Here is a 19,572-nt window from a genome sequence, read left to right as displayed (position 1 = left end):
CGATGCGGATCATCCACCTCTTCGTCATCGGCGTGCTGGTGTTTGCGGCGGCCTATGTCTACCGGATCAAGATGGAATCGACCTCGCGCGTCGAGCGCGTGTTGCGGCTCAACGCCGAGATCCGCGAGCAGCGCGACGCCATCGCGGCGCTGCGCGCGGAATGGGCCAAGCTCGACGCGCCGCTGCGGCTGCAAGGGCTTGCCGAGCGCCATCTCGGCCTGAAGCCGCTCAACGCCACGCAATATGATCAGTTGAAGAACTTGCCGGAACGGCCGCCGGCCTTTGCAAGGCCCGGTGCGCCCGATCCGATCGGCACGATGATCAACACCATCGAGGCCGTCGCCGATGCGCCGCCCACCACCGGGTCGCTGCCCGCGCCGGGAGGTCAGCAATGACCGGCCGGGCGCGCACCAGCATCAAGCGGCCTGCGGAGCCGTGGCGGCAGCGGTTGATCCGCAGTCTGCTCTACGGGCGCAACGTCGACCGCGCTGAAAAAGCCCGGGTCCGGGTCGGATTGGCCATCCTGCTGTTCGCAGCGATCTATGCGGTGCTGGCCGGACGCCTGGTGATGTTTGCGGTCGGCGCCGACAGCCATGGCGCGCGCCGCGCCGGCTCGCAGGACGCGATCGCCACCGCGCGGCCCGATATCGTCGACCGCAACGGCGAGGTGCTCGCCACCGACGTCAAGGCGCCGAGCCTGTTCGGTGAGCCCAGGCGCATCATCGACAAGGACGAGGCGATCGAACTCCTGACCGCAGCGCTTCCGGACCTCGACGAGGCGGAAGCACGCACGCGCCTGTCGTCGCGCAAGGGTTTTGTCTGGCTGAAGCGCGAGATCACGCCGAAGCAGCAGCAGGACATCCACAAGCTCGGCGTTCCCGGCATCGGCTTCCTGCGCGAGAACAAGCGGGTCTATCCGACCGGTGCGGCGGTCGCGCATCTGATCGGGCTCGTCAACATCGACAACCAGGGCATTGCCGGGATGGAGAAGTGGCTGGACAATAATGGTCTGGCCGACCTGCACCGCGCCGGCTTCGCCACCGATCGCCTGCAGCGCCCGGTGGAATTGTCGATCGATCTGCGCGTCGAACACGCGCTGCGCGACGAGCTGTTGAAGGCGAAAGAGAAGTACAAGGCCAAGGCGGCCTCCGGCCTCGTCTCCAACGTGCGGACCGGCGAGATCGTGGCGCTGGTGTCGCTGCCGGATTTCGACCCCAACAACCCGAAAGAGGCGCACGATCCTGACCGCATCAACCGCCTGACCACCGGCGTGTTCGAAATGGGCTCGACCTTCAAGGCGCTGACGCTGGCGATGGCGCTGGATTCCGGCAAGGCGACGCTCAACACGCTCTATGACGGGAGCGGGGCGCTGAAGTTCGGCAAGTTCACCATTCACGATACGCATTCTCACGGCCGCTCGATCACGCTGGCGGAGGTGTTCACTTTTTCTTCGAACGTCGGTGCTGCCAAGATCGCGCTGGCGCAGGGCGTCGAGGCGCACAAGGCGTTCCTGAAAAAACTCGGCCAGATGGACCGTCTGCGCACCGAGCTGCCCGAAAGCGCCTCGCCGATCGTGCCGAAGCGCTGGACCGAGCTCAACACCATCACGGCGTCGTTCGGCCACGGCATCGCGGTGGCGCCGCTGCAGGCGGTGATGGGCATCAACGCCTGCATCAATGGCGGATTTCTGATTCCGCCGACTTTCCTGAAGCGGTCGGAAGAAGAGGCCAAAGCGATCGCCAAGCGGGTGCTCCGAACCGAAACCTCCGACAAGATGCGCTATCTGATGCGGCTGAACGCTGAGATCGGAACCGCCAAGAAGGCCGACGTGAAGGGCTACTATATCGGCGGCAAGACCGGCACCTCGGAAAAGGTGGTCAACGGCCGCTATTCCAAGAAGCAGGTGCTCAATTCCTTCACCGCGATCATTCCGGCCGACAATCCGCAGTACCAGCTCCTGGTCATGCTGGATGAGCCGAAGGCGCTGCCAGAGACATTCGGCTTTATCACCTCGGGCTTTAACGCGGTGCCGACCGGCGGCAAAGTGATTGCCCGCATCGGGCCGCTTCTGGGCATCGAGCCGCGCTTCGATCTGCCGCCGTCCGACCGCCTTATTCTTGCGGCATCGAGGACAACCCAGTAAGGCGTATGTCACGCGCGCCAAGCTGCGCCGGGCCGGACTGGAACACGATGAAACTTCGCGACCTCTTCAGCGATGATGCTGCGCTCGAGCCGCAGGCGTATGCTGTCGATGTGAAAGGCCTTAGCGTCGACAGCCGCGCGGTGAAGCCGGGCGACCTGTTCTTTGCCGTTGCCGGCAGCAAGACCGATGGTTCGCGCTTCGTCGATTCGGCGATACAGGCGGGGGCGGTCGCGGTCGCCGGTGACCGTGCGCCGCCGGGTCTCCGCGTGCCCTTTGTCGCCACGCCAAATCCGCGCCGCGCGCTGGCGCTGGCGGCGGCGCGATTTTATCCGCGCCAGCCCGCGATCATTGCGGCGGTGACCGGGACCAGCGGCAAGACGTCGGTGGCCGCGTTCACGCGGCAGATCTGGGAGCGGCTCGGCCACGCATCCGCCAGCATCGGCACCATCGGCCTCGTTTCGCCGAAGCGCACGGTGTACGGCTCGCTGACGACGCCGGATCCGATCGCGCTGCACCGGCAGCTCGACGAAATCACGGGTGATGGTGTCACGCATCTGGCCTTCGAGGCGTCCTCGCATGGGCTCGACCAGTTCAGGCTCGACGGCGTGCGCATCGCCGCCGGCGGTTTTACCAATCTCACGCGCGATCACATGGACTATCATCCTGACGTCGCGCATTACCTTGCCGCCAAGCTGCGGCTGTTCCGCGAACTCGTTGCGCCTGACGGCGCGGCCGTGATCTCGGCCGACCATGAGTGCTCGCAGCAAGTGATCGACGCGGCGCGGTTGCGGGGCTTGCGGATCATCGCCGTCGGCCGCAACGGAGACGGCGCGGGCGAGGGCATTCGTCTGGTCGATGCCGCTGTCGAAGGTTTTGCGCAAAAGCTCACGCTCGAACATCGTGGGCGCAAGCACGCGATAAAGCTGCCGCTGGTCGGCGAATTCCAGATCGAGAACGCGCTGGTGGCCGCGGGGCTCGCGATCGGCACCGGCAGCGAGCCGGCGGCGGCGCTGGCTACGCTCGAACATCTCGAAGGCGCCAAGGGGCGGCTGGAGCGGGTCGGCGAACATAATGGCGCGCCGATCTTTGTCGATTACGCGCACAAGCCCGATGCGCTGGCGAAGGCGCTGCAGGCGCTGCGCCCTTACGCCAAACGCAAGCTCGTCGTGATCTTCGGCGCCGGTGGCGACCGCGACGCCGGCAAGCGTCCGATCATGGGCGCGATCGCGGCCGAGAATGCCGATCATGTCATCGTCACCGACGACAATCCGCGCAGCGAAAATCCGGCAACGATCCGCGCGGCCATTCTCGCCGAGGCGAAGGGTGCCAGCGACATCGGCGATCGCGCTGAAGCGATCACGGCAGGAATAGCGGCGCTGCAGCCCGGCGATGCGCTCTTGATCGCCGGCAAGGGGCATGAGATTGGACAGATCGTCGGCGACAAGGTCTTGCCGTTCAGCGATCACGAGGCGGTGGCCGCCGCGCTCGCAGCGAGGGTGGCATGAGTACGACGCCATTATGGACCATCGCCGAAGTTGCGCACGCGCTCGGACTGTCAGGGAAATTTGCCGATACGCCGATCGATTTCGTCACGCAGGACAGCCGCCTTGTAAAACCGGGATGCCTGTTCGTGGCGCTGAGCGGCACGCCGAGCGGCGGCTTCATTTCGAGTTTCGCCAGCGCGCGCGACGGCTGGGATTTTGCCGACAGGGCGCAAGCCGCTGGTGCGGTGGCGATGATCGTTCCGCATTTGATCGACGGCGTCCGCGTTCCGCAGCTGGTCGTCAAGGACACGCTGATCGATGGCCTGTGGACGTTGGCGCGCGCGGCGCGGGCGCGGTTCAACGGCCCGGTGATTGGCCTGACCGGCAGCGTCGGCAAGACCAGCACCAAGGAATTCCTCGCCGCGTATCCGAGCGCCTATGCGAGCCCGAGCAGTTTCAACAATTTCTGGGGCGTGCCGCTGACGCTGTGCAATGCCAGCCCGACTGCAAGCGTCTGGGTTGTTGAAATGGGCATGAACCAGACCGGCGAGATCGCGCGGCTCAGCGAACTGACAAAGCCTACCGTCGCGCTGGTCGTGAACGTGCAGCCGGTGCATCTGGAAAAGCTCGGCAGCCTGGAAGCGATCCGGCGCGAGAAGGTGAGCATCGCGCAAGGCTTACTAAGACAAGGCCTGCCAAAGGACGGCGTGCTGGTGTTGCCTGGGGACGTCGAGGCGCCGGAATGGAACGGCCAGGTCGTTCGCTTCGGTGAGGGGTCCGAGGTGCGGGAGTTGAAGCACGCAGCTCGGGGGGAGAGCTGGGATGTCGCCGTGCAGGTGAACGGCAAGCCCATCGAATTCAGCCTGACGCCCGGTGCGCCGCATCGCCTGCAGAATGCGCTGGCCGCACTGGCGTCAATCCAAGCCGCCGGGCTCGAACCCGCGGCGCTGGCGAAAGAACTCGATCATGTCGGCATCATGACCGGCCGCGGCGTCGAGCAAGCGGTCCGTGGCGTCACCGTGATCGACGACAGTTTCAACGGCAATCCGGCCAGCATGGTGGCCGCGCTCGGCAGCCTGAAGGCGCGGCCGGTGAAGGTCGGCCGGCGCATCGCCATTCTCGGCGACATGCTGGAATTGGGCGCTGACGCACCCGCCTATCACGTGAAGCTCGCGAACGACCTGCCGGGCATCGACGGCGTCTACTGCGTCGGCCCGCTGATGCGCCATTTATACGACCTCGTGCCGGCGGAGCGGGCGCTCGGCTGGCATGAAGACCCGGCCACGCTCGATCCCCAACAAATCGCCGCATTGCTGCGGGGCGGGGATGTGGTGGTCGTCAAGGGCAGCAAAAAGATGTTCTGGGTGAACAAGTTTGTGCCGAGGCTGCTGGCCGCCTTGCAGGCAAAGGCGTAAACTGGCCGCACTTGACGGCTGTTGTTTCCGCAAGAGGCGATTCGTCAATACCCCATGCATGGCCAAGATTTGCTTGGTTTGAGGATGAAAACGATTATCAAGGCATTCCCGGAACGAAGGCGTTCCCGGAGCGCTTTCCGCCAAAGACGGCGCAACCAAGCCGCGTGATAGGGCCTACCTGAATGTTTTACTGGCTGATCGAGCTTTCCAACACCGTTCCCGGTTTTGGCATCTTCCGCGGCTTGTTCAACGTGTTTCGATACATCACCTTCCGCACCGGCGGGGCGATGGTGACGGGCGCGCTGTTCGTATTCCTGTTCGGGCCTTGGATCATCGATCATCTGCGGCTGAGACAAGGCAAGGGCCAGCCGATCCGCGCCGACGGCCCGGCATCGCATCTGATCTCCAAGAAGGGCACGCCGACCATGGGCGGGCTAATGATCCTCTCCGGCCTCGTAGTCTCGACATTGCTGTGGGCCAATCCGCTCAACCCCTATGTCTGGATCGTGCTGGCGGTGACGCTCGGTTTCGGCTTTGTCGGTTTCTACGACGATTATCTGAAAGTGACGAAACAGAGCCATAGCGGCTTCGCCGGCAAGCTGCGGCTGTTGATCGAAGCGGTGATTGCGCTGGCCGCCTGCTACGCGCTGGTGCGGCTCGGCCGCGATGCGACATCGACGTCGCTTGCAATCCCCTTCCTGAAGGACATGGTGATCAATTTCGGCTGGTTCTTCGTGATCTTCGGCGCCTTCGTCATCGTCGGCGCCGGCAACGCGGTGAATCTGACCGACGGCCTCGACGGCCTTGCGATCGTGCCGGTCATGATCGCCGCCGCCAGTTTCGGCATGATCTCGTATCTGACCGGCAACGCAGTGTTCTCCGACTACCTGCAGATCCGATATGTCGCCGGCACCGGCGAACTGGCCGTGCTGTGTGGCGCGGTGCTCGGCGCCGGCTTAGGATTCCTCTGGTTCAACGCGCCGCCTGCCTCGATCTTCATGGGCGACACCGGCTCGCTTGCGCTCGGCGGCATGCTGGGCGCGACCGCGGTGGCCGTGAAGCACGAGATCGTGCTGGCCGTGATCGGCGGCTTGTTCGTGCTTGAAGCCGTTTCCGTGATCGTGCAGGTCGCCTCGTTCAAGATGACGGGCAAGCGCGTGTTCCGAATGGCGCCGCTGCATCATCATTTCGAGCAGAAGGGCTGGACCGAGCCGCAGATCGTGATCCGGTTCTGGATCATCTCGGTGATGCTGGCGCTGGCCGGCCTCTCCACGCTGAAGCTGCGGTGAGCGGCGCGCGATGATCCCCGTCACCTCCTTCGCGGGCAAGACGGTCGCCGTGTTCGGCCTCGGCGGTTCAGGCCTTGCGAGCTGCCACGCCTTGAAGGCAGGCGGCGCGGAAGTGATCGCGGGCGACGACAGCACTGAGAATGTCGCCAAGGCGGCGCAGGCCGGTTTCACCACCGCCGATCTACGCACGGTGTCGTGGTCGAATTTTGAGGCATTGATCTTGACCCCCGGCGCGCCGCTGACGCACCCGGCGCCGCATTGGTCGGTGCTGATGGCGCGGCAGGCCGGCTGTGAGGTGATCGGCGACATCGAATTGTTTTGCCGCGAGCGGCGACGTCACGCGCCAGACGCGCCGTTCGTCGCCATCACCGGCACCAACGGCAAATCGACCACCACGGCCCTCATCGCGCACCTGATGAAGGTCGCCGGCTACGACACCCAGATGGGCGGCAATATCGGCACCGCGATCCTCTCGCTGGAGCCGCCGCGCATGGGCCGCGTCCATGTGGTCGAGATGTCGTCCTACCAGATCGACCTGGCGCCCTCGCTCGATCCGTCGGTGGGCATTCTCCTCAATGTCAGCGAGGACCATATCGACCGTCACGGCACGCTCGAGCATTACGCCGCCGTGAAGGCGCGGCTGGTCGCCGGCGTGCAGCCGCAGGGCACCTCCATTGTCGGCGTCGATGACGGCTGGTGCCGCAACATCGCCGACCGACTCGACCAGTCGGGCAAGCGCGTGGTGCGGATATCGGTGAAGAACCCGCTGCCCGATGGAGTCTATGTCGAGCGCGAAACCGTCGTGCAGGCCTCCGGCGGTGCGCGCCGCGAGATCGCAAGGTTAGGGGGCATCGGCTCGCTGCGGGGCTTGCACAATGCGCAGAACGCGGCCTGCGCCTCGGCCTGTGCGCTGGCGATGGGCATCTCGATCGACACGTTGCAAAACGGCCTGCGCAGCTTCCCGGGCCTGGCGCACCGCATGGAGCAGGTCGGCCGCCGTGGCAACGTGCTGTTCGTCAACGACTCCAAGGGCACCAATGCCGATGCGGCCGCGCATGCACTGTCGTCGTTTGCCGATATCTTCTGGATCGCCGGCGGCAAGCCGAAGCAGGGCGGCATCACGGGTCTCGCCGAATATTTCCCACGCATCCGCAAGGCCTATCTGATCGGCGAAGCCGCGCAGGAGTTTTCCGGCACGCTCGGTGAGCGCGTGCCGCACGAGATTTCGGAGACGCTCGATGTCGCGGTCGCCAGCGCCGCGCACGATGCCGAGGCATCAGGGATCGTCGATCCCGTGGTGCTGCTGTCGCCGGCCTGCGCCTCGTTCGACCAGTATCGCAATTTTGAAATCCGCGGCACAAAGTTCCGCGATCTGGTGACGGCGCTGCCGGGTGTCAAGCCGGTGGTGTGAAGGGCAGGGCGGTTGCGATGGACGTTGCAACGATTTGTTTTACGGACCGCGATAGCGGTGATGAAGCTATAGCTGTGGTCCGTGTGGCAGGTGGGGCGGCCGGACTTGCACTGTCTCTTAGACGAAGCGGTGATATTGAAGTCTTTTTCGGCAGGCAAGAACTGGAACAACTGATCAAGGCGTTGCAAAACGCACAAGCGGCATTGCCGGGTGTCAATCCGGTGGTGTGATTGTAGGATGGGTAGAGCGTAGCGAAATCCATCGCTGCGGCACCGATTTGATGGGTTTCGCTTCGCTCTACCATCCAGCATCCAGCGCATTCGAGGGTGTCGTAAATGACAATTCATGCTCCCTCACGTATCGCTACAGCGCTCACGGCGACCTTTGCGCTTCATGCCGTCGCAGGTACGGCTGCGCTGGCAGCCGACAATGTGACGCTCACCGAGTCGGCGATCTCGTGGAGCACCGTCAAATACGCGACAGATGCCGAGAACGGATTCGTCAACGGGTCGCTCGACAAAAAGACGATCATCGATCGCATGTTCAAGGCCCATGTGCTCGAGAACCGCTATCTGAAGGTGACGCTCGTTCCCGAATTCGGCGGACGCATTCTTTCCATCATCTACAAGCCGACCGGCCACGAACAGCTTTATCGTACCGAAGTCGGCGTTCCCTACGGGATGACGGCCGGCAATTTTTATTACGACTGGCTGATGGTGTATGGCGGCATCTTCCCGACGTTCCCCGATGCCGAGCACGGCAAGGCGTGGCTGAAGCCGTGGAATTTCAGGGTAGTGAAGGAGAGTGCCGGCGAAGTGACGGTGTCGATGTCGCTCAGGGACGATACCGCATATTCTGCGGCACCAAAGCAGTTCCTCAAGGGTTCGACGGGCATCGAAGCGACTTACTACGTCACGCTGAAAGCCCATCGCGCCGCGCTCGATACGCGCGTGGTGCTGAGAAACGCGCAGGACAAGTCCATCGACTATGAGTACTGGACGTGCACGACGCTGGCGCCGGGATCGGATCCGAAAAATCCAAAAACGACCGGCGGCGCCGAAATTATTGCGCCGATCGAGGCCTACAGCACACCCCGCTGGTCCGCCAATCTGTCCGATGGCGACGAGAGCGCAGGCGCGGGCAGGAGCCGTTTCGAAAAGCTCCGCCACTTCAGGAACTGGCCGACAATGGGCATCGCCTACGCGGCGCCCGATATGCAGGGCGGGAATTTCTGGGGCGTGATCAACCACGACAACGAGGAGGGGATCATCCGCATCGCCGACAATACGGTCACGCGGGGGTTGAAGATGTGGACGTGGGGATTTCCGTCGTTCACGAACGAAACCGACGCGCGCAAGGACCCGAGCGAAGCGCGGCCTTACGTCGAATTGTGGGCGGGTGTGTCGGACCAGTTTTTCCACCGCGCGCAGCTTCCCGCACGGGGCGAAGTGTCTATCCCCGAGACCTACAGCCCGACCGTCGGCATGAGCAACGTGACGGCTGCGAACGAGAATATCCTGATCAATTTCTCCGCCGCGGCGTCGGGCGTTAATCTTCAGTTCTTCAGTATCGAACCGGTCACGCCGTTGCGCGTCACGTTGAAACGCGGCGATGCGATATTGTTCAACGACACCGTGCAAGCCGACCCGAAAAATGGAAATCGCATTTCCGCGCCGATTCCCGAAGGCGGTGGCGGCGAACAGGTGCGGCTGACGATCACGACCGCGGAAGGCAAAGAGCTGATCGCGGCCGATACGAGGATAAAGTGATTTAACCGTAGGATGGGTAGAGCGCAGCGAAACCCATCAACTGCGTTCGGCGAAAGATGATGGGTTTCGCTGCGCTCTACCCATCCTACGCACTATTCCCGTGCCTTCGCGCTGCGGCTCGCGCCACGCGGCTTGAACAGACTGAGATCGATCGCCTGGCCCATCGCCAGATAGCCGGTGCGGTTGGGGTGAAGCTTGTCGCCGGGGCCGCCGGTGGTGCTTTCGGGAACGAACTCCGGCTTGAGACCTCCCGATTGCGGATCGAGCGCGGCCTTGTCGAAATCGATCACGCCGTCGAACGTGCCCGATGTGCGGATGAACTCGTTGAGCGCCTTCCGCTTGTCATCCTGCTCCGGGAAACCGTGTGCGGCACTGGAACTGCCGAGCGCGGTCGTCACCGTGGCGCCGATGATGCGAAGCTGCGGCCACTTCTTTCGCAGCCGGGCGACGCCGTCCTTCATCGCTGCGATGACCTGGTCGGTCGAGGCATTGCCGTTCTTGCTGAAGTCGTTGATGCCCTCCAGCCAGATCAGGCTGGAAATGCCTGACAGCGCGAGCACGTCGCGATCGAGCCGTTGGCCTGACGCAGGCCCGCCGGCGAACGGCTTGTCGGGACCGTACTCAGCCGGGCCGGCGATCTGGTTGCCGCCGATTCCGCCGTTCACCACCGCAACCTTGTTGCCATGGATAGCCTTTAAGCGGCGCGACAGCACATTGGGCCAGCGATCGTCGCCATTCATGGTCGAGGCGGTGCCGTCGGTGATCGAATCGCCGAAGGCCATGATGGCGAAAGCATCTCCGGGTGTGGTCATCTCAACCGCGTCGAGGAAAAACCAGGACGCCGTGGTGTAGAGGAATGCAGATTCGTCCTCCAGCGCACCCGTGGCGCCGGCGCCGGGGGCGGTGACGTAGGAGGTGGTGAGCGCCTTGGCGTGCCAGGTCATCGGACCGCTGTCGCCGGCGATATGAAAGCTGACCGCGAGCCGGCGGCCGGCGAGTTCGTCGGGCTGCTTTACGAATGGCAGCGCGACCGGATCGCTCCATGCCGAGCCGCCGGGCGGAATGGTGATGGAAGGCTTTCCGCTGAACGTCACCGGGCGATTGGACCCCCGCAACAGCGCAGCACTGTTCGATTGCAGGCCGACATGCACGCCGTCGAACGTGACATTTTTCTTGCCGAAGGCATTGCTGAGCCGGATGCGCGCCTGGCGGCCCCACAGGTCGGGCCGCACCATCAGGCGAAAGGTCTGGTCCCGCGCGCCCGTCGCAGGGTCGGGGAAGGCGAATTTCTGATCGGGTTGGGCCGATGGGTTGCCGACGGGATAGGGGCCCTGGACCGAGCCGGTCCACGACACCACCCAGCCCTCGCCATCCCGGGCAGATGCGGCCTGCGGCAGCGCGGCGAGCAGCGACGCGATGATGAATTTTGCAAGCGAGCGCATGACGTTTCTCCCCGATTTTGTTCTTGTTGGCACCATCCTAGGAGTTCCGGCCGCTTGCGCAACGTGGAGAGCAGCCGCTTCCCTTAAAACATCCCCAATTCATTAACCCCTTGGAAACCATCCTCCGCCACCAATGGGCGCTACCTCTGCCATTTGGGGACGCCCATGCTCCACCGTGACCAACGCACCCCGTTTTCGGACTGGTGGTGGACCGTGGATAAGCTGCTGCTCGGCGCGATCATGGCGCTGATGCTGGGCGGCGTCATCCTGTCGCTGGCGGCGAGCCCGCCGGTGGCCACCCGGATCGGGCTCGATCCCTTCCATTTCTTCGGCCGCCACGTGCTGTTCCTGCTGCCATCTTTGATGGTGCTGATCGGGGTGTCGTTCCTGTCGCCGAAGCAGATCCGCCGGCTTGCGCTGCTGGTCTTCGTGGTGAGCATTCTTTTGATCGTGGCGACGCTTGCCTTCGGTGCCGAGGTGAAGGGCTCACGACGCTGGATCACGCTGCTCGGCGTCAACATCCAGGCCTCCGAATCCGCAAAACCTGCCTTCGTGGTGATGGCGGCGTGGCTGTTTGCGGAATCGACCAAGCGGCCGGAAATGCCGGCGACGTCGATGGCGATCGTGCTGCTGCTGACGCTGGTGTCGCTTTTGGTGATGGAGCCGGATTTCGGCCAGACCATGCTGATCCTGATGGTGTGGGGCGCGCTGTTCTTCATCGCGGGGATGCGGATGATCTGGGTGGCCGGCCTTGCCGGCGCCGCGGGTCTCGGATTGTTCGGCGCGTATCTTTTGGTCCCGCACGTCGCGGGCCGCATCAAGCGTTTCATGAACCCGGCCTCCGGCGACACCTTTCAGGTCGACATGGCGATGGAGGCGTTCTGGAATGGCGGCTGGTTCGGGCTCGGCCCCGGCGAGGGGATTGCAAAACGCAGCCTGCCGGACAGCCATACCGACTTCGTATTCGCGGTAGCGGCCGAAGAATTCGGCATCATCCTGTGCCTGGCGCTGGTTTCGCTGTTCGCCTTCGTCGTGATTCGCACGCTGACGCGAGCCTATTCGAGCGAGGATATGTTCGCGCGCTTTGCGGCCTCGGGGCTAGCGATCCTGTTCGGCGTGCAGGCCGCGATCAACATGGCGGTCAATCTGCAATTGATCCCGGCCAAGGGCATGACGCTGCCCTTCATCTCCTATGGCGGCTCGTCGATCATCTCGCTGGCCTATGGCGTCGGCATGATGCTGGCGCTGACGCGGCAGCGTCCGCGCACCGAGGTGGAATCGATGAACGCCGCCGGCGTGACGCGCAGTTACGCGTAATAGCGAAGTCATCTCCGCGTCATTGCGAGCGAAGCGAAGCAATCCATACCTCAACCCGGGGATAGATGGATTGCTTCGTCGCTGCGCTCCTCGCAATGGCGGCTGATTGCCTGTAAAAGGCCCTCCCATGGAAAAGCCTCTCATTCTACTCGCCGCCGGCGGCACCGGCGGTCATCTGTTTCCCGCCGAAGCGCTGGGCGTCGAGCTCATCAAACGCGGCCTGCGGGTGCGGCTCGCAACCGACGCCCGCGCGCTGCGCTATAGTGGCCTGTTCACGGCGGATAATATCGACGTGGTACCGAGCGAGACCGTGCGCGGCCGCTCGCTGGTGGCGCTTTTACGCACCGCTTACACGCTCGGTCACGGCACGCTGGTGGCTGCCAGGCTGGTGCGGCGGCTAAAACCTGCCGCCGTGGTCGGCTTCGGCGGCTATCCGACGCTGCCGCCGCTGATGGCGGCACGTCTGCTCGGCGTGCCTGCCATCATTCACGACGCCAATGCCGTGCTCGGCCGCGCCAACCGCTTTCTCTCCCGCCGCGTCAACGCCATTGCCACTTCGCTGCCGGGCGTGCTCGATCGCGATCCTGATTTGGCGGGCAAGACGGTGACCGTCGGGACCCCGATGCGTCCCGCCGTCCTCGCCGCTGCCGCCGTGCCGTTTGCGTCTCCCGAATCGAACGGGCCGCTGCGGCTACTGGTGGTCGGCGGCAGCCAGGGCGCGCGGGTCATGAGCGATATCGTGCCGGGCGCCATCGAAAAGCTGGAGCCGATGCTGTGGAGCCGCCTGATTCTGACTCAGCAGGTGCGCAAGGAAGACATGGGGCGAGTGCGCGCGATCTATGAGCGGCGCAGGATCAATGCCGAACTGGCGCCGTTCTTTACCGACCTGCCGGCGCGGCTGGCGTCCAGCCATCTCGTGATCTCGCGCTCCGGCGCCGGCACGGTGGCGGAACTGGCCGCGATCGGCCGGCCCTCGATCCTGGTGCCGCTGCCCGGCGCGATCGACCAGGACCAGTTCGCTAACGCCGGCGTGTTGGCGAAGGTAGACGGTGCCTTACGCATCCCGCAGGCCGAATTCACGCCCACCAGGCTCGCAGCCGAAATTTCAACGTTTGCCGCCGAGCCCGCCAAGCTGACCGCGATGGCATCAGCCGCCCGCAAGGTGGGCCGGCTGGATGCGGCCGAACGGCTGGCCGACCTGGTGATGAAAGTGGCCGGAATCTAGGCCGTTGCGCGCAAAATTGCCCCTTGTCATGCCCGGCGAAAGCGGGGCATCCAGTATGCTGCGGCGCCTGATTTGAGCCTCGGCTTCGCGGAATACTGGATCATCCGCCTTTCGGGGATGATGACGATTAGGGATGCCTCATGAGACTGCCGCGCGAGATCGGACCCATTCACTTCGTCGGGATCGGCGGCATTGGCATGAGCGGCATCGCCGAGGTGCTGGTCAATCTCGGCTACACGGTGCAGGGCTCGGACGCCTCCGAGAGCGGCAATGTCGCGCGGCTGCGCGAAAAGGGCGTCAAGGTCTCGGTCGGCCACAATGCCGGGAATGTCGACGGCGCGGATGTGGTCGTGGTCTCGACCGCGATCAAGCGCGACAATCCGGAACTGATGGCGGCCCGTACCCAGCGCATTCCGGTGGTGCGCCGGGCGGAAATGCTGGCCGAGCTGATGCGGCTGAAAAGCTGCGTCGCGATTGCCGGTACCCACGGCAAGACCACGACGACGACGATGGTAGCGACGCTGTTCGATGCCGGCGGTCTCGATCCGACCGTGATCAATGGCGGCATCATCAACGCCTATGGCTCCAACGCGCGGCTGGGCGCGGGCGACTGGATGGTGGTCGAAGCTGACGAGAGCGACGGCACGTTCCTGAAGCTGCCGTCCGATGTCGTGATCGTCACCAACATCGATCCCGAACATCTCGATCACTTCAAGACGTTCGAGGCGATCCAGGACGCGTTCCGCAATTTCGTCGAGAACGTGCCGTTCTACGGCTTTGCCGTGATGTGCACCGATCATCCCGTGGTGCAGACCCTCGTCGGCAAGATCGAGGACCGCCGCATCGTCACCTATGGCGAGAACCCACAGGCCGATGCGCGGCTGGTCGACCTCACGCCGATGGGTGGCGGCTCGAAATTCAAGGTGGTGTTCCGCAACCGCAAGACCGACGCCACACATGAAATATCGGACCTCATGCTGCCGATGCCTGGACGGCATAACGCCTTGAATGCGACGGCGGCGATTGCGGTGGCGCATGAACTCGGCATGTCCGACGAGGCGATCCACAAGGCGATCGCAGGCTTCGGCGGTGTCAAGCGGCGCTTCACCCGGACCGGCGAGTGGAACGGCATTACCGTGATCGACGATTACGGCCATCACCCGGTCGAGATAGCCGCCGTCCTTAAAGCGGCGCGTGAATCGACCAACGGCAAGGTTGTCGCCGTGGTGCAGCCGCATCGCTACACGCGGCTGCAATCGCTGTTCGAGGAATTCTGCACCTGCTTCAACGATGCCGACGCAGTCGTGGTCGCCGAGGTCTATCCGGCCGGCGAGGTGCCGATCGAGGGCATCGACCGCGATCATTTTGTTACGGGCCTGCGCGCCCACGGCCATCGCGAGGTGATCCCGCTGCCGAATTCGACGGAGCTCGCAAAAGTCGTTCGCGGCATCGCGGGCTCCGGCGACCTCGTCGTGTGCCTGGGCGCCGGCAACATCACGCAATGGGCCTACGCGTTGCCGGGCGAATTGAAGGCGTTGGGTTAGCCGTGACCTTCCCCGACATCACGCCCGACCTCAAAGCTGCGATGCCGCAATTGCGCGGGCGGTTGCTGGCGAACCAGTCGCTGGCGGAGCTGACGTGGTTTCGCGTCGGCGGGCCGGCGCAGGTACTGTTTACGCCGGCGGATGAAGACGATCTGGCGTACTTCTTGAAGCTGCTTCCGAAGCAATTGCCGGTCTATGTGGTCGGCGTCGGCTCCAACCTGATCGTGCGCGACGGCGGCATGGCGGGCGTGGTGATCCGCCTGTCGCCGCGGGCGTTCGGCGAGACGTCCGCTTCAGGCAATATCGTCAGTGCGGGCACGGCCGCGCTCGACAAGCGCGTGGCGGAGACCGCGGCAGCCGGCAACATCGGCGGCATGGAATTCTTCTTCGGCATCCCCGGCACCATCGGCGGCGCGCTGCGGATGAATGCCGGCGCCAATGGCAGCGAGACCAAGGACGTTCTGATCGAGGCTGTCGGCATCGGCCGCGATGGCGCCCGGCATGTCTTCGGCAATGCCGACATGAAGTTCGTCTATCGCAACAGCGGCGTCGACCCGTCGATCATCTTCACGTCGGCGCGTTTTCGCGGGCAAATCGCGGACACGGAGACCATTCGTGCGCGGATGAACGAGGTGCAGACCCACCGCGAAACGGCTCAGCCGATTCGCGAAAAGACCGGAGGGTCGACCTTCAAGAATCCGCCCGGCAACAGTGCCTGGAAACTGATCGACGCTGCCGGCTGCCGGGGCTTGCGCGTCGGCGGGGCGCAGGTCTCCGAAATGCACTGCAATTTCCTCATCAATACCGGTAACGCCACCGGGCATGATATTGAAACGCTGGGTGAAACCGTGCGCGAGCGGGTTAAGGCGCATTCTGGAATCGAGCTACACTGGGAAATCAAGCGGATCGGAATCGAGCAAAGCTGATGCGAACGACCATTCTCTTCGGCGGCACCAATAAAGAGCGGCTGGTTTCGGTCGCGAGCGCCCAGGCGCTGCACCGGGCGTTGCCAGAAGCCGATCTCTGGTTCTGGGACATTGCCGATACCGTGCATGAGGTCGCGTCACAGAAGCTGCTCGAACATTCGCGTCCGTTCCAGGATGAATTCAAACCCGGCAAACACGGTCTGCCGCTCGAAGCGGCGCTCGACAAGGCGAAGGCCGAGGATCGCGTGCTGGTGCTCGGCCTGCATGGCGGCCGGGCCGAGAACGGCGAATTGCAGGCGATGTGCGAACTGCGCGGGATTCCGTTCACCGGCTCCGGCTCGGCGTCGTCGAACCTCGCTTTCGACAAGGCCGCGGCGAAACGGTTTGCGGTGATTGCCGGTGTCGCGCCGCCGTGCAACGTGGCCCTGGAAGACCTCGACGCGGCGTTTGCCGAATACGGCAGGCTGATCGCAAAGCCGGCGCGGGACGGTTCGAGCTATGGCCTGATCTTTGTCAACGCGAAGCAGGATCTCGTCGCGGTCCGCAACGCCGCGAAAACCGAAGAATATCTGATCGAGCCGTTCGTCGCGGGCGTGGAAGCAACCTGCGGCGTGCTGGAGCAATCGGATGGCACGTTGATGTCGCTTCCGCCGATCGAGATTGTCCCGGGGGAGGGCACCTTCGATTATGCGGCCAAATATCTGCTCAAATCGACTCAGGAGATCTGCCCGGGGCGTTTTTCTCCGGAAATTGCAGCGCAACTTAAGGATCAGGCGCTGCGGGCGCACAAGGCGTTGTCCTGCAGCGGCTACTCCCGCACCGACTTCATCGTCTCGGCAAAGGGCCTGGTTTACCTGGAAACCAATACGCTGCCGGGCCTGACCGCCGCATCGCTCTACCCGAAGGCGCTGAAGGCGCAGGGGATCGAATTTTCGGACTTTCTGCGCGACCAGATCGCGCTGGCCGAACGGCGCAGCCGGGACCGGATCTGACCGGCCCCGGTCAGGCCGTTAACAGGCCGTTAACCCGGAACTAACTTCGCCACGAGAATAATTGCTAAAATCCTAAGAATTGTCCGGCAAACCCCTCAAAAGACGCCTCAAAACGCGTCGCCGGTACCCCGAATTTACACTTTGTTTACCAGGAAGTCCGAAGGTTAACGCTGGCGGCGCATGTTGCGCTTGGCTCCGGCGTGCGCTGTTCCGACTTCAGATCAGCACCAAGTCCGGCAAGACCGAGGCGTCACATGGCCGGAACCCGCAAAAATGCTTGCGGGAACAACACTTGGACAGGCTCGTGCAATGGATGGTGCAGGACGCCTCGCTCGGTCGGTGAGATCGCTGGGGCCCCAAGCTGACCTGAAGGCGGCCGCTATTGGAGCGGCCGTGCTGCTGCGCGAGCGGCTGGGCCGTCGCGCCCGTGTGCCGGCCAGACCCGTGATCGATCGCGAGCCGACGAATCGCCTCGTCCTGCTGGTCGAGCGTTACCTTCCGAAGCGTGCAGGCGTTGCTTTGACCGTGCTGATGCTGCTTGGCAGCGCCGGCTTTGGCATCGTCAAGGGTGGTCACCTCGACGTATTTTTGGCCGCGGTCAGCGATACCCGCAATGCGCTGGCCAATTCGGCCGGCTTCCGCATCACCACCGTCGCCATCAACGGCCGCAAGCATTTGAACCAGGACGAGGTGCTCGCGATCGGTGGCGTCAATGGCCGCTCCTCGCTGTTGTTCCTCGACGCCGCCACCGTGCGCGACAGGCTCAAGGCCAACCCGTGGATATCGGATGCGACCATCCTGAAGCTTTATCCCGGTCAGCTGCAGATCGACATCGTCGAGCGCACCGCCTTCGCGCTGTGGCAGCAGGACGGCCGCCTATCCGTGATCTCGGAGGACGGCGCGGTGCTGGAGCCCTACGTGTCGCGCCGCTTCGTGGCGTTGCCGCTGGTGGTGGGCAAGGGCGCCGACGTCAAGGCCCGGGATTTCCTCGCGCTGCTCGATCGCTATCCGCAGGTCCGCGCCGTGACCAAGGCTGCGATCCTGGTCGGCGAACGTCGCTGGAATCTGCGGCTGAACGACGGCCTCGACATTCGTCTGCCGGAGAATGACGTCGGCAATGCGCTTGCCATGCTGAGCAGGCTCGACAAGGAAGACCGGCTGTTTTCGCGCGACATCGTCGCGGTCGACATGCGGCTGCCGGACCGGCTCACGGTGCAATTGTCTGATGATGCGGCCAAGGCCCGCGAAGAACTGTTCAAGGACAAGAAACCCAAGAAAAAGGCCGGTGACGCATGACCGGCCTCGATCGCAACCAGACCCCGAAGACGCGCCCCGTCGACCACAAGCGCACCGCGCTGGTGGCCTCGCTCGATGTCGGCACCAGCAAGATCGCCTGCATGATCGCGCGGCTGAAGCCGTCGCCGGCGAGCGACGCGCTGCGCGGCCGTACCCACGCGGTGGAGTTGATCGGCTACAGCCAGATCCAGTCGCGCGGCGTCAAGGCCGGCGCCGTGGTCGACCTCGCCGAATGCGAACAGGCGGTGCGCCAGGCCGTGGCGCTGGCCGAGCGCATGGCCAAGGTCCGCGTTGAGTCAGTATTGCTGTCGGTTTCCGGCGGCCGGCTGCAGGGCCAGCTGGTCGAGGCCGCCGCCGATATCAGGGGCGGCGCCGTTACCGCCGATGACGTCACCCGGGTGACCTCCACCGGGATGCGCCACGCCACCGGCGAAGGCCGCACGGTGCTGCATGCGCTGCCGGTCGGCTACGCGCTCGATGGCGTCAAGGGCATCCGCGATCCCCGCGGCATGGTGGCCCGGCAGTTCGGCGTCGACATGCAGGTGGTGACGGTGGACGCCACCGTTGCCCGTAATCTGATGCTGGTGGTCGAGCGCTGCCATCTGAACGTCGAGGCCATGGCGGCGAGTCCTTATGTCGCAGGCCTGTCCGTGCTGACCGACGACGAGGCCGATATCGGCGCCGCCGTTGTCGAAATGGGCGCCGGTTCGACCACGATTGCGACCTATTCCGCCGGCCGCTTCGTTCATGCCTCAGGGTTTGCGCTCGGCGGACAACACGTGACGATGGATCTTGCACGCGGCGTCGGCGCATGCATTGCGGATGCCGAGCGAATCAAGACTTTATACGGGACCGTGCTGACCGGCGGGTCTGACGCGCGCGAGCTGATGTCTGTTCCGACCGCAGGGGAGGAACACGATGCTCCGCAGATCGTCTCGCGCGCCACGATCGCGAACATCGTTCGGCATCGCGCCGAGGAGATATTTGAAATGGTCCGGGACCGGCTCGCGGATTCCCCCTTTGCGGCAGAGCCGCGGGCGCGGGTTGTCTTGAGCGGCGGGGCGTCCCAGCTGACCGGGACGGTCGAACTCGCCACCCGGATTCTCAACCGGCCGGTCAGGATCGGCCGTCCGCTCGGTTTCGGCCGGCTGCCCAGCGAGGCCAAGAGCGCCTCGTTCGCGGTGCCAACCGGCCTGCTGGTCTATCCGCAATACGCTCATCTGGAACACGTCGAACCGCGGCATACGCGGCAGCTCAGGACAGGGACTGACGGCTATTTCGGAAAGGTCGGACGATGGCTTCGCGAGGGCTTCTGATGA

Annotated in this window: 16 protein-coding genes; 15 read left to right on the top strand and 1 reads right to left on the bottom strand. The window is 64.2% G+C overall.

Annotation, left to right across the window (positions count from 1 at the left end; translation table 11 throughout):
* The first annotated feature begins 2 nt into the window (after window positions 1-2).
* The 8 genes from ftsL to ACPPVP_RS35485 all read left to right on the top strand — a co-directional run bounded on the left by ftsL (window position 3) and on the right by ACPPVP_RS35485 (window position 9,511).
* Entirely contained in the window at window positions 3-395 is a 393-nt protein-coding gene (gene ftsL, locus ACPPVP_RS35520; protein ID WP_426528211.1) for a cell division protein FtsL, read from the top strand.
* Entirely contained in the window at window positions 392-2,143 is a 1,752-nt protein-coding gene (locus tag ACPPVP_RS35515; protein WP_426528210.1) for a peptidoglycan D,D-transpeptidase FtsI family protein, read from the top strand. The genes ftsL and ACPPVP_RS35515 overlap by 4 nt, the downstream gene beginning before the upstream one ends.
* 47 nt (window positions 2,144-2,190) lie before the next feature.
* Window positions 2,191-3,648 (top strand): UDP-N-acetylmuramoyl-L-alanyl-D-glutamate--2,6-diaminopimelate ligase, encoded by a 1,458-nt coding sequence (locus ACPPVP_RS35510; RefSeq protein WP_426528209.1) that lies wholly within the window; start codon window positions 2,191-2,193, stop codon window positions 3,646-3,648.
* Window positions 3,645-5,042 (top strand): UDP-N-acetylmuramoyl-tripeptide--D-alanyl-D-alanine ligase, encoded by a 1,398-nt coding sequence (locus ACPPVP_RS35505; RefSeq protein ID WP_426528208.1) that lies wholly within the window; start codon window positions 3,645-3,647, stop codon window positions 5,040-5,042. Before ACPPVP_RS35510 ends, ACPPVP_RS35505 begins: the two co-directional genes overlap by 4 nt.
* Before the next feature lie 182 nt (window positions 5,043-5,224).
* Complete coding sequence (gene mraY / locus ACPPVP_RS35500; protein WP_426528207.1) at window positions 5,225-6,331, top strand: phospho-N-acetylmuramoyl-pentapeptide-transferase; 1,107 nt, start codon at window positions 5,225-5,227, stop codon at window positions 6,329-6,331.
* Between the two features lie 10 nt (window positions 6,332-6,341).
* Window positions 6,342-7,742, top strand: a complete 1,401-nt coding sequence (murD, locus tag ACPPVP_RS35495) for a UDP-N-acetylmuramoyl-L-alanine--D-glutamate ligase (RefSeq protein WP_426528206.1) — start codon at window positions 6,342-6,344, stop codon at window positions 7,740-7,742.
* Window positions 7,743-7,759: 17 nt separating this feature from the next.
* Window positions 7,760-7,972, top strand: a complete 213-nt coding sequence (locus tag ACPPVP_RS35490; protein WP_426528205.1) for a hypothetical protein — start codon at window positions 7,760-7,762, stop codon at window positions 7,970-7,972.
* Between the two features lie 105 nt (window positions 7,973-8,077).
* A complete protein-coding gene (locus ACPPVP_RS35485; RefSeq protein WP_426528204.1) occupies window positions 8,078-9,511 on the top strand; it encodes a DUF5107 domain-containing protein in 1,434 nt (477 codons plus the stop codon).
* Between the two features lie 92 nt (window positions 9,512-9,603).
* Here ACPPVP_RS35485 and ACPPVP_RS35480 read toward each other — a convergent pair whose 3' ends face one another.
* Window positions 9,604-10,953, bottom strand: coding sequence for a GDSL-type esterase/lipase family protein (locus ACPPVP_RS35480; RefSeq protein WP_426528203.1), 1,350 nt, complete (start codon window positions 10,951-10,953; stop codon window positions 9,604-9,606).
* Between the two features lie 165 nt (window positions 10,954-11,118).
* Here ACPPVP_RS35480 and ftsW point away from each other — a divergent pair, with 165 nt between their 5' ends.
* The 7 genes from ftsW (at window position 11,119) to ftsA (ending at window position 19,569) form a co-directional block, all read left to right on the top strand.
* Window positions 11,119-12,270, top strand: a complete 1,152-nt coding sequence (gene ftsW, locus ACPPVP_RS35475) for a putative lipid II flippase FtsW (protein WP_426528202.1) — start codon at window positions 11,119-11,121, stop codon at window positions 12,268-12,270.
* A gap of 127 nt (window positions 12,271-12,397) precedes the next feature.
* Window positions 12,398-13,495 (top strand): undecaprenyldiphospho-muramoylpentapeptide beta-N-acetylglucosaminyltransferase, encoded by a 1,098-nt coding sequence (gene murG / locus ACPPVP_RS35470; protein ID WP_426528201.1) that lies wholly within the window; start codon window positions 12,398-12,400, stop codon window positions 13,493-13,495.
* Between the two features lie 140 nt (window positions 13,496-13,635).
* Window positions 13,636-15,039: a UDP-N-acetylmuramate--L-alanine ligase gene (gene murC, locus ACPPVP_RS35465; protein ID WP_426528200.1), complete on the top strand. Its 1,404-nt coding sequence runs from the start codon at window positions 13,636-13,638 to the stop codon at window positions 15,037-15,039.
* A gap of 2 nt (window positions 15,040-15,041) precedes the next feature.
* On the top strand, window positions 15,042-15,965 hold the full coding sequence (murB, locus tag ACPPVP_RS35460; protein WP_426528199.1) for a UDP-N-acetylmuramate dehydrogenase: 924 nt from the start codon (window positions 15,042-15,044) through the stop codon (window positions 15,963-15,965).
* Entirely contained in the window at window positions 15,965-16,957 is a 993-nt protein-coding gene (locus ACPPVP_RS35455; RefSeq protein WP_426528198.1) for a D-alanine--D-alanine ligase family protein, read from the top strand. The genes murB and ACPPVP_RS35455 overlap by 1 nt, the downstream gene beginning before the upstream one ends.
* Before the next feature lie 309 nt (window positions 16,958-17,266).
* Window positions 17,267-18,253, top strand: a complete 987-nt coding sequence (locus tag ACPPVP_RS35450; RefSeq protein ID WP_426528197.1) for a cell division protein FtsQ/DivIB — start codon at window positions 17,267-17,269, stop codon at window positions 18,251-18,253.
* Entirely contained in the window at window positions 18,250-19,569 is a 1,320-nt protein-coding gene (gene ftsA, locus ACPPVP_RS35445; protein WP_426528196.1) for a cell division protein FtsA, read from the top strand. Before ACPPVP_RS35450 ends, ftsA begins: the two co-directional genes overlap by 4 nt.
* Window positions 19,570-19,572: the final 3 nt, after the last annotated feature.

The organism is Bradyrhizobium sp. McL0615, from assembly GCF_049993905.1.
Taxonomy (GTDB): Bacteria; Pseudomonadota; Alphaproteobacteria; order Rhizobiales; family Xanthobacteraceae; genus Bradyrhizobium.
Note: the sequence above shows the minus strand (reverse complement) of the source record. Positions and strands in the feature narration are given on the sequence as shown.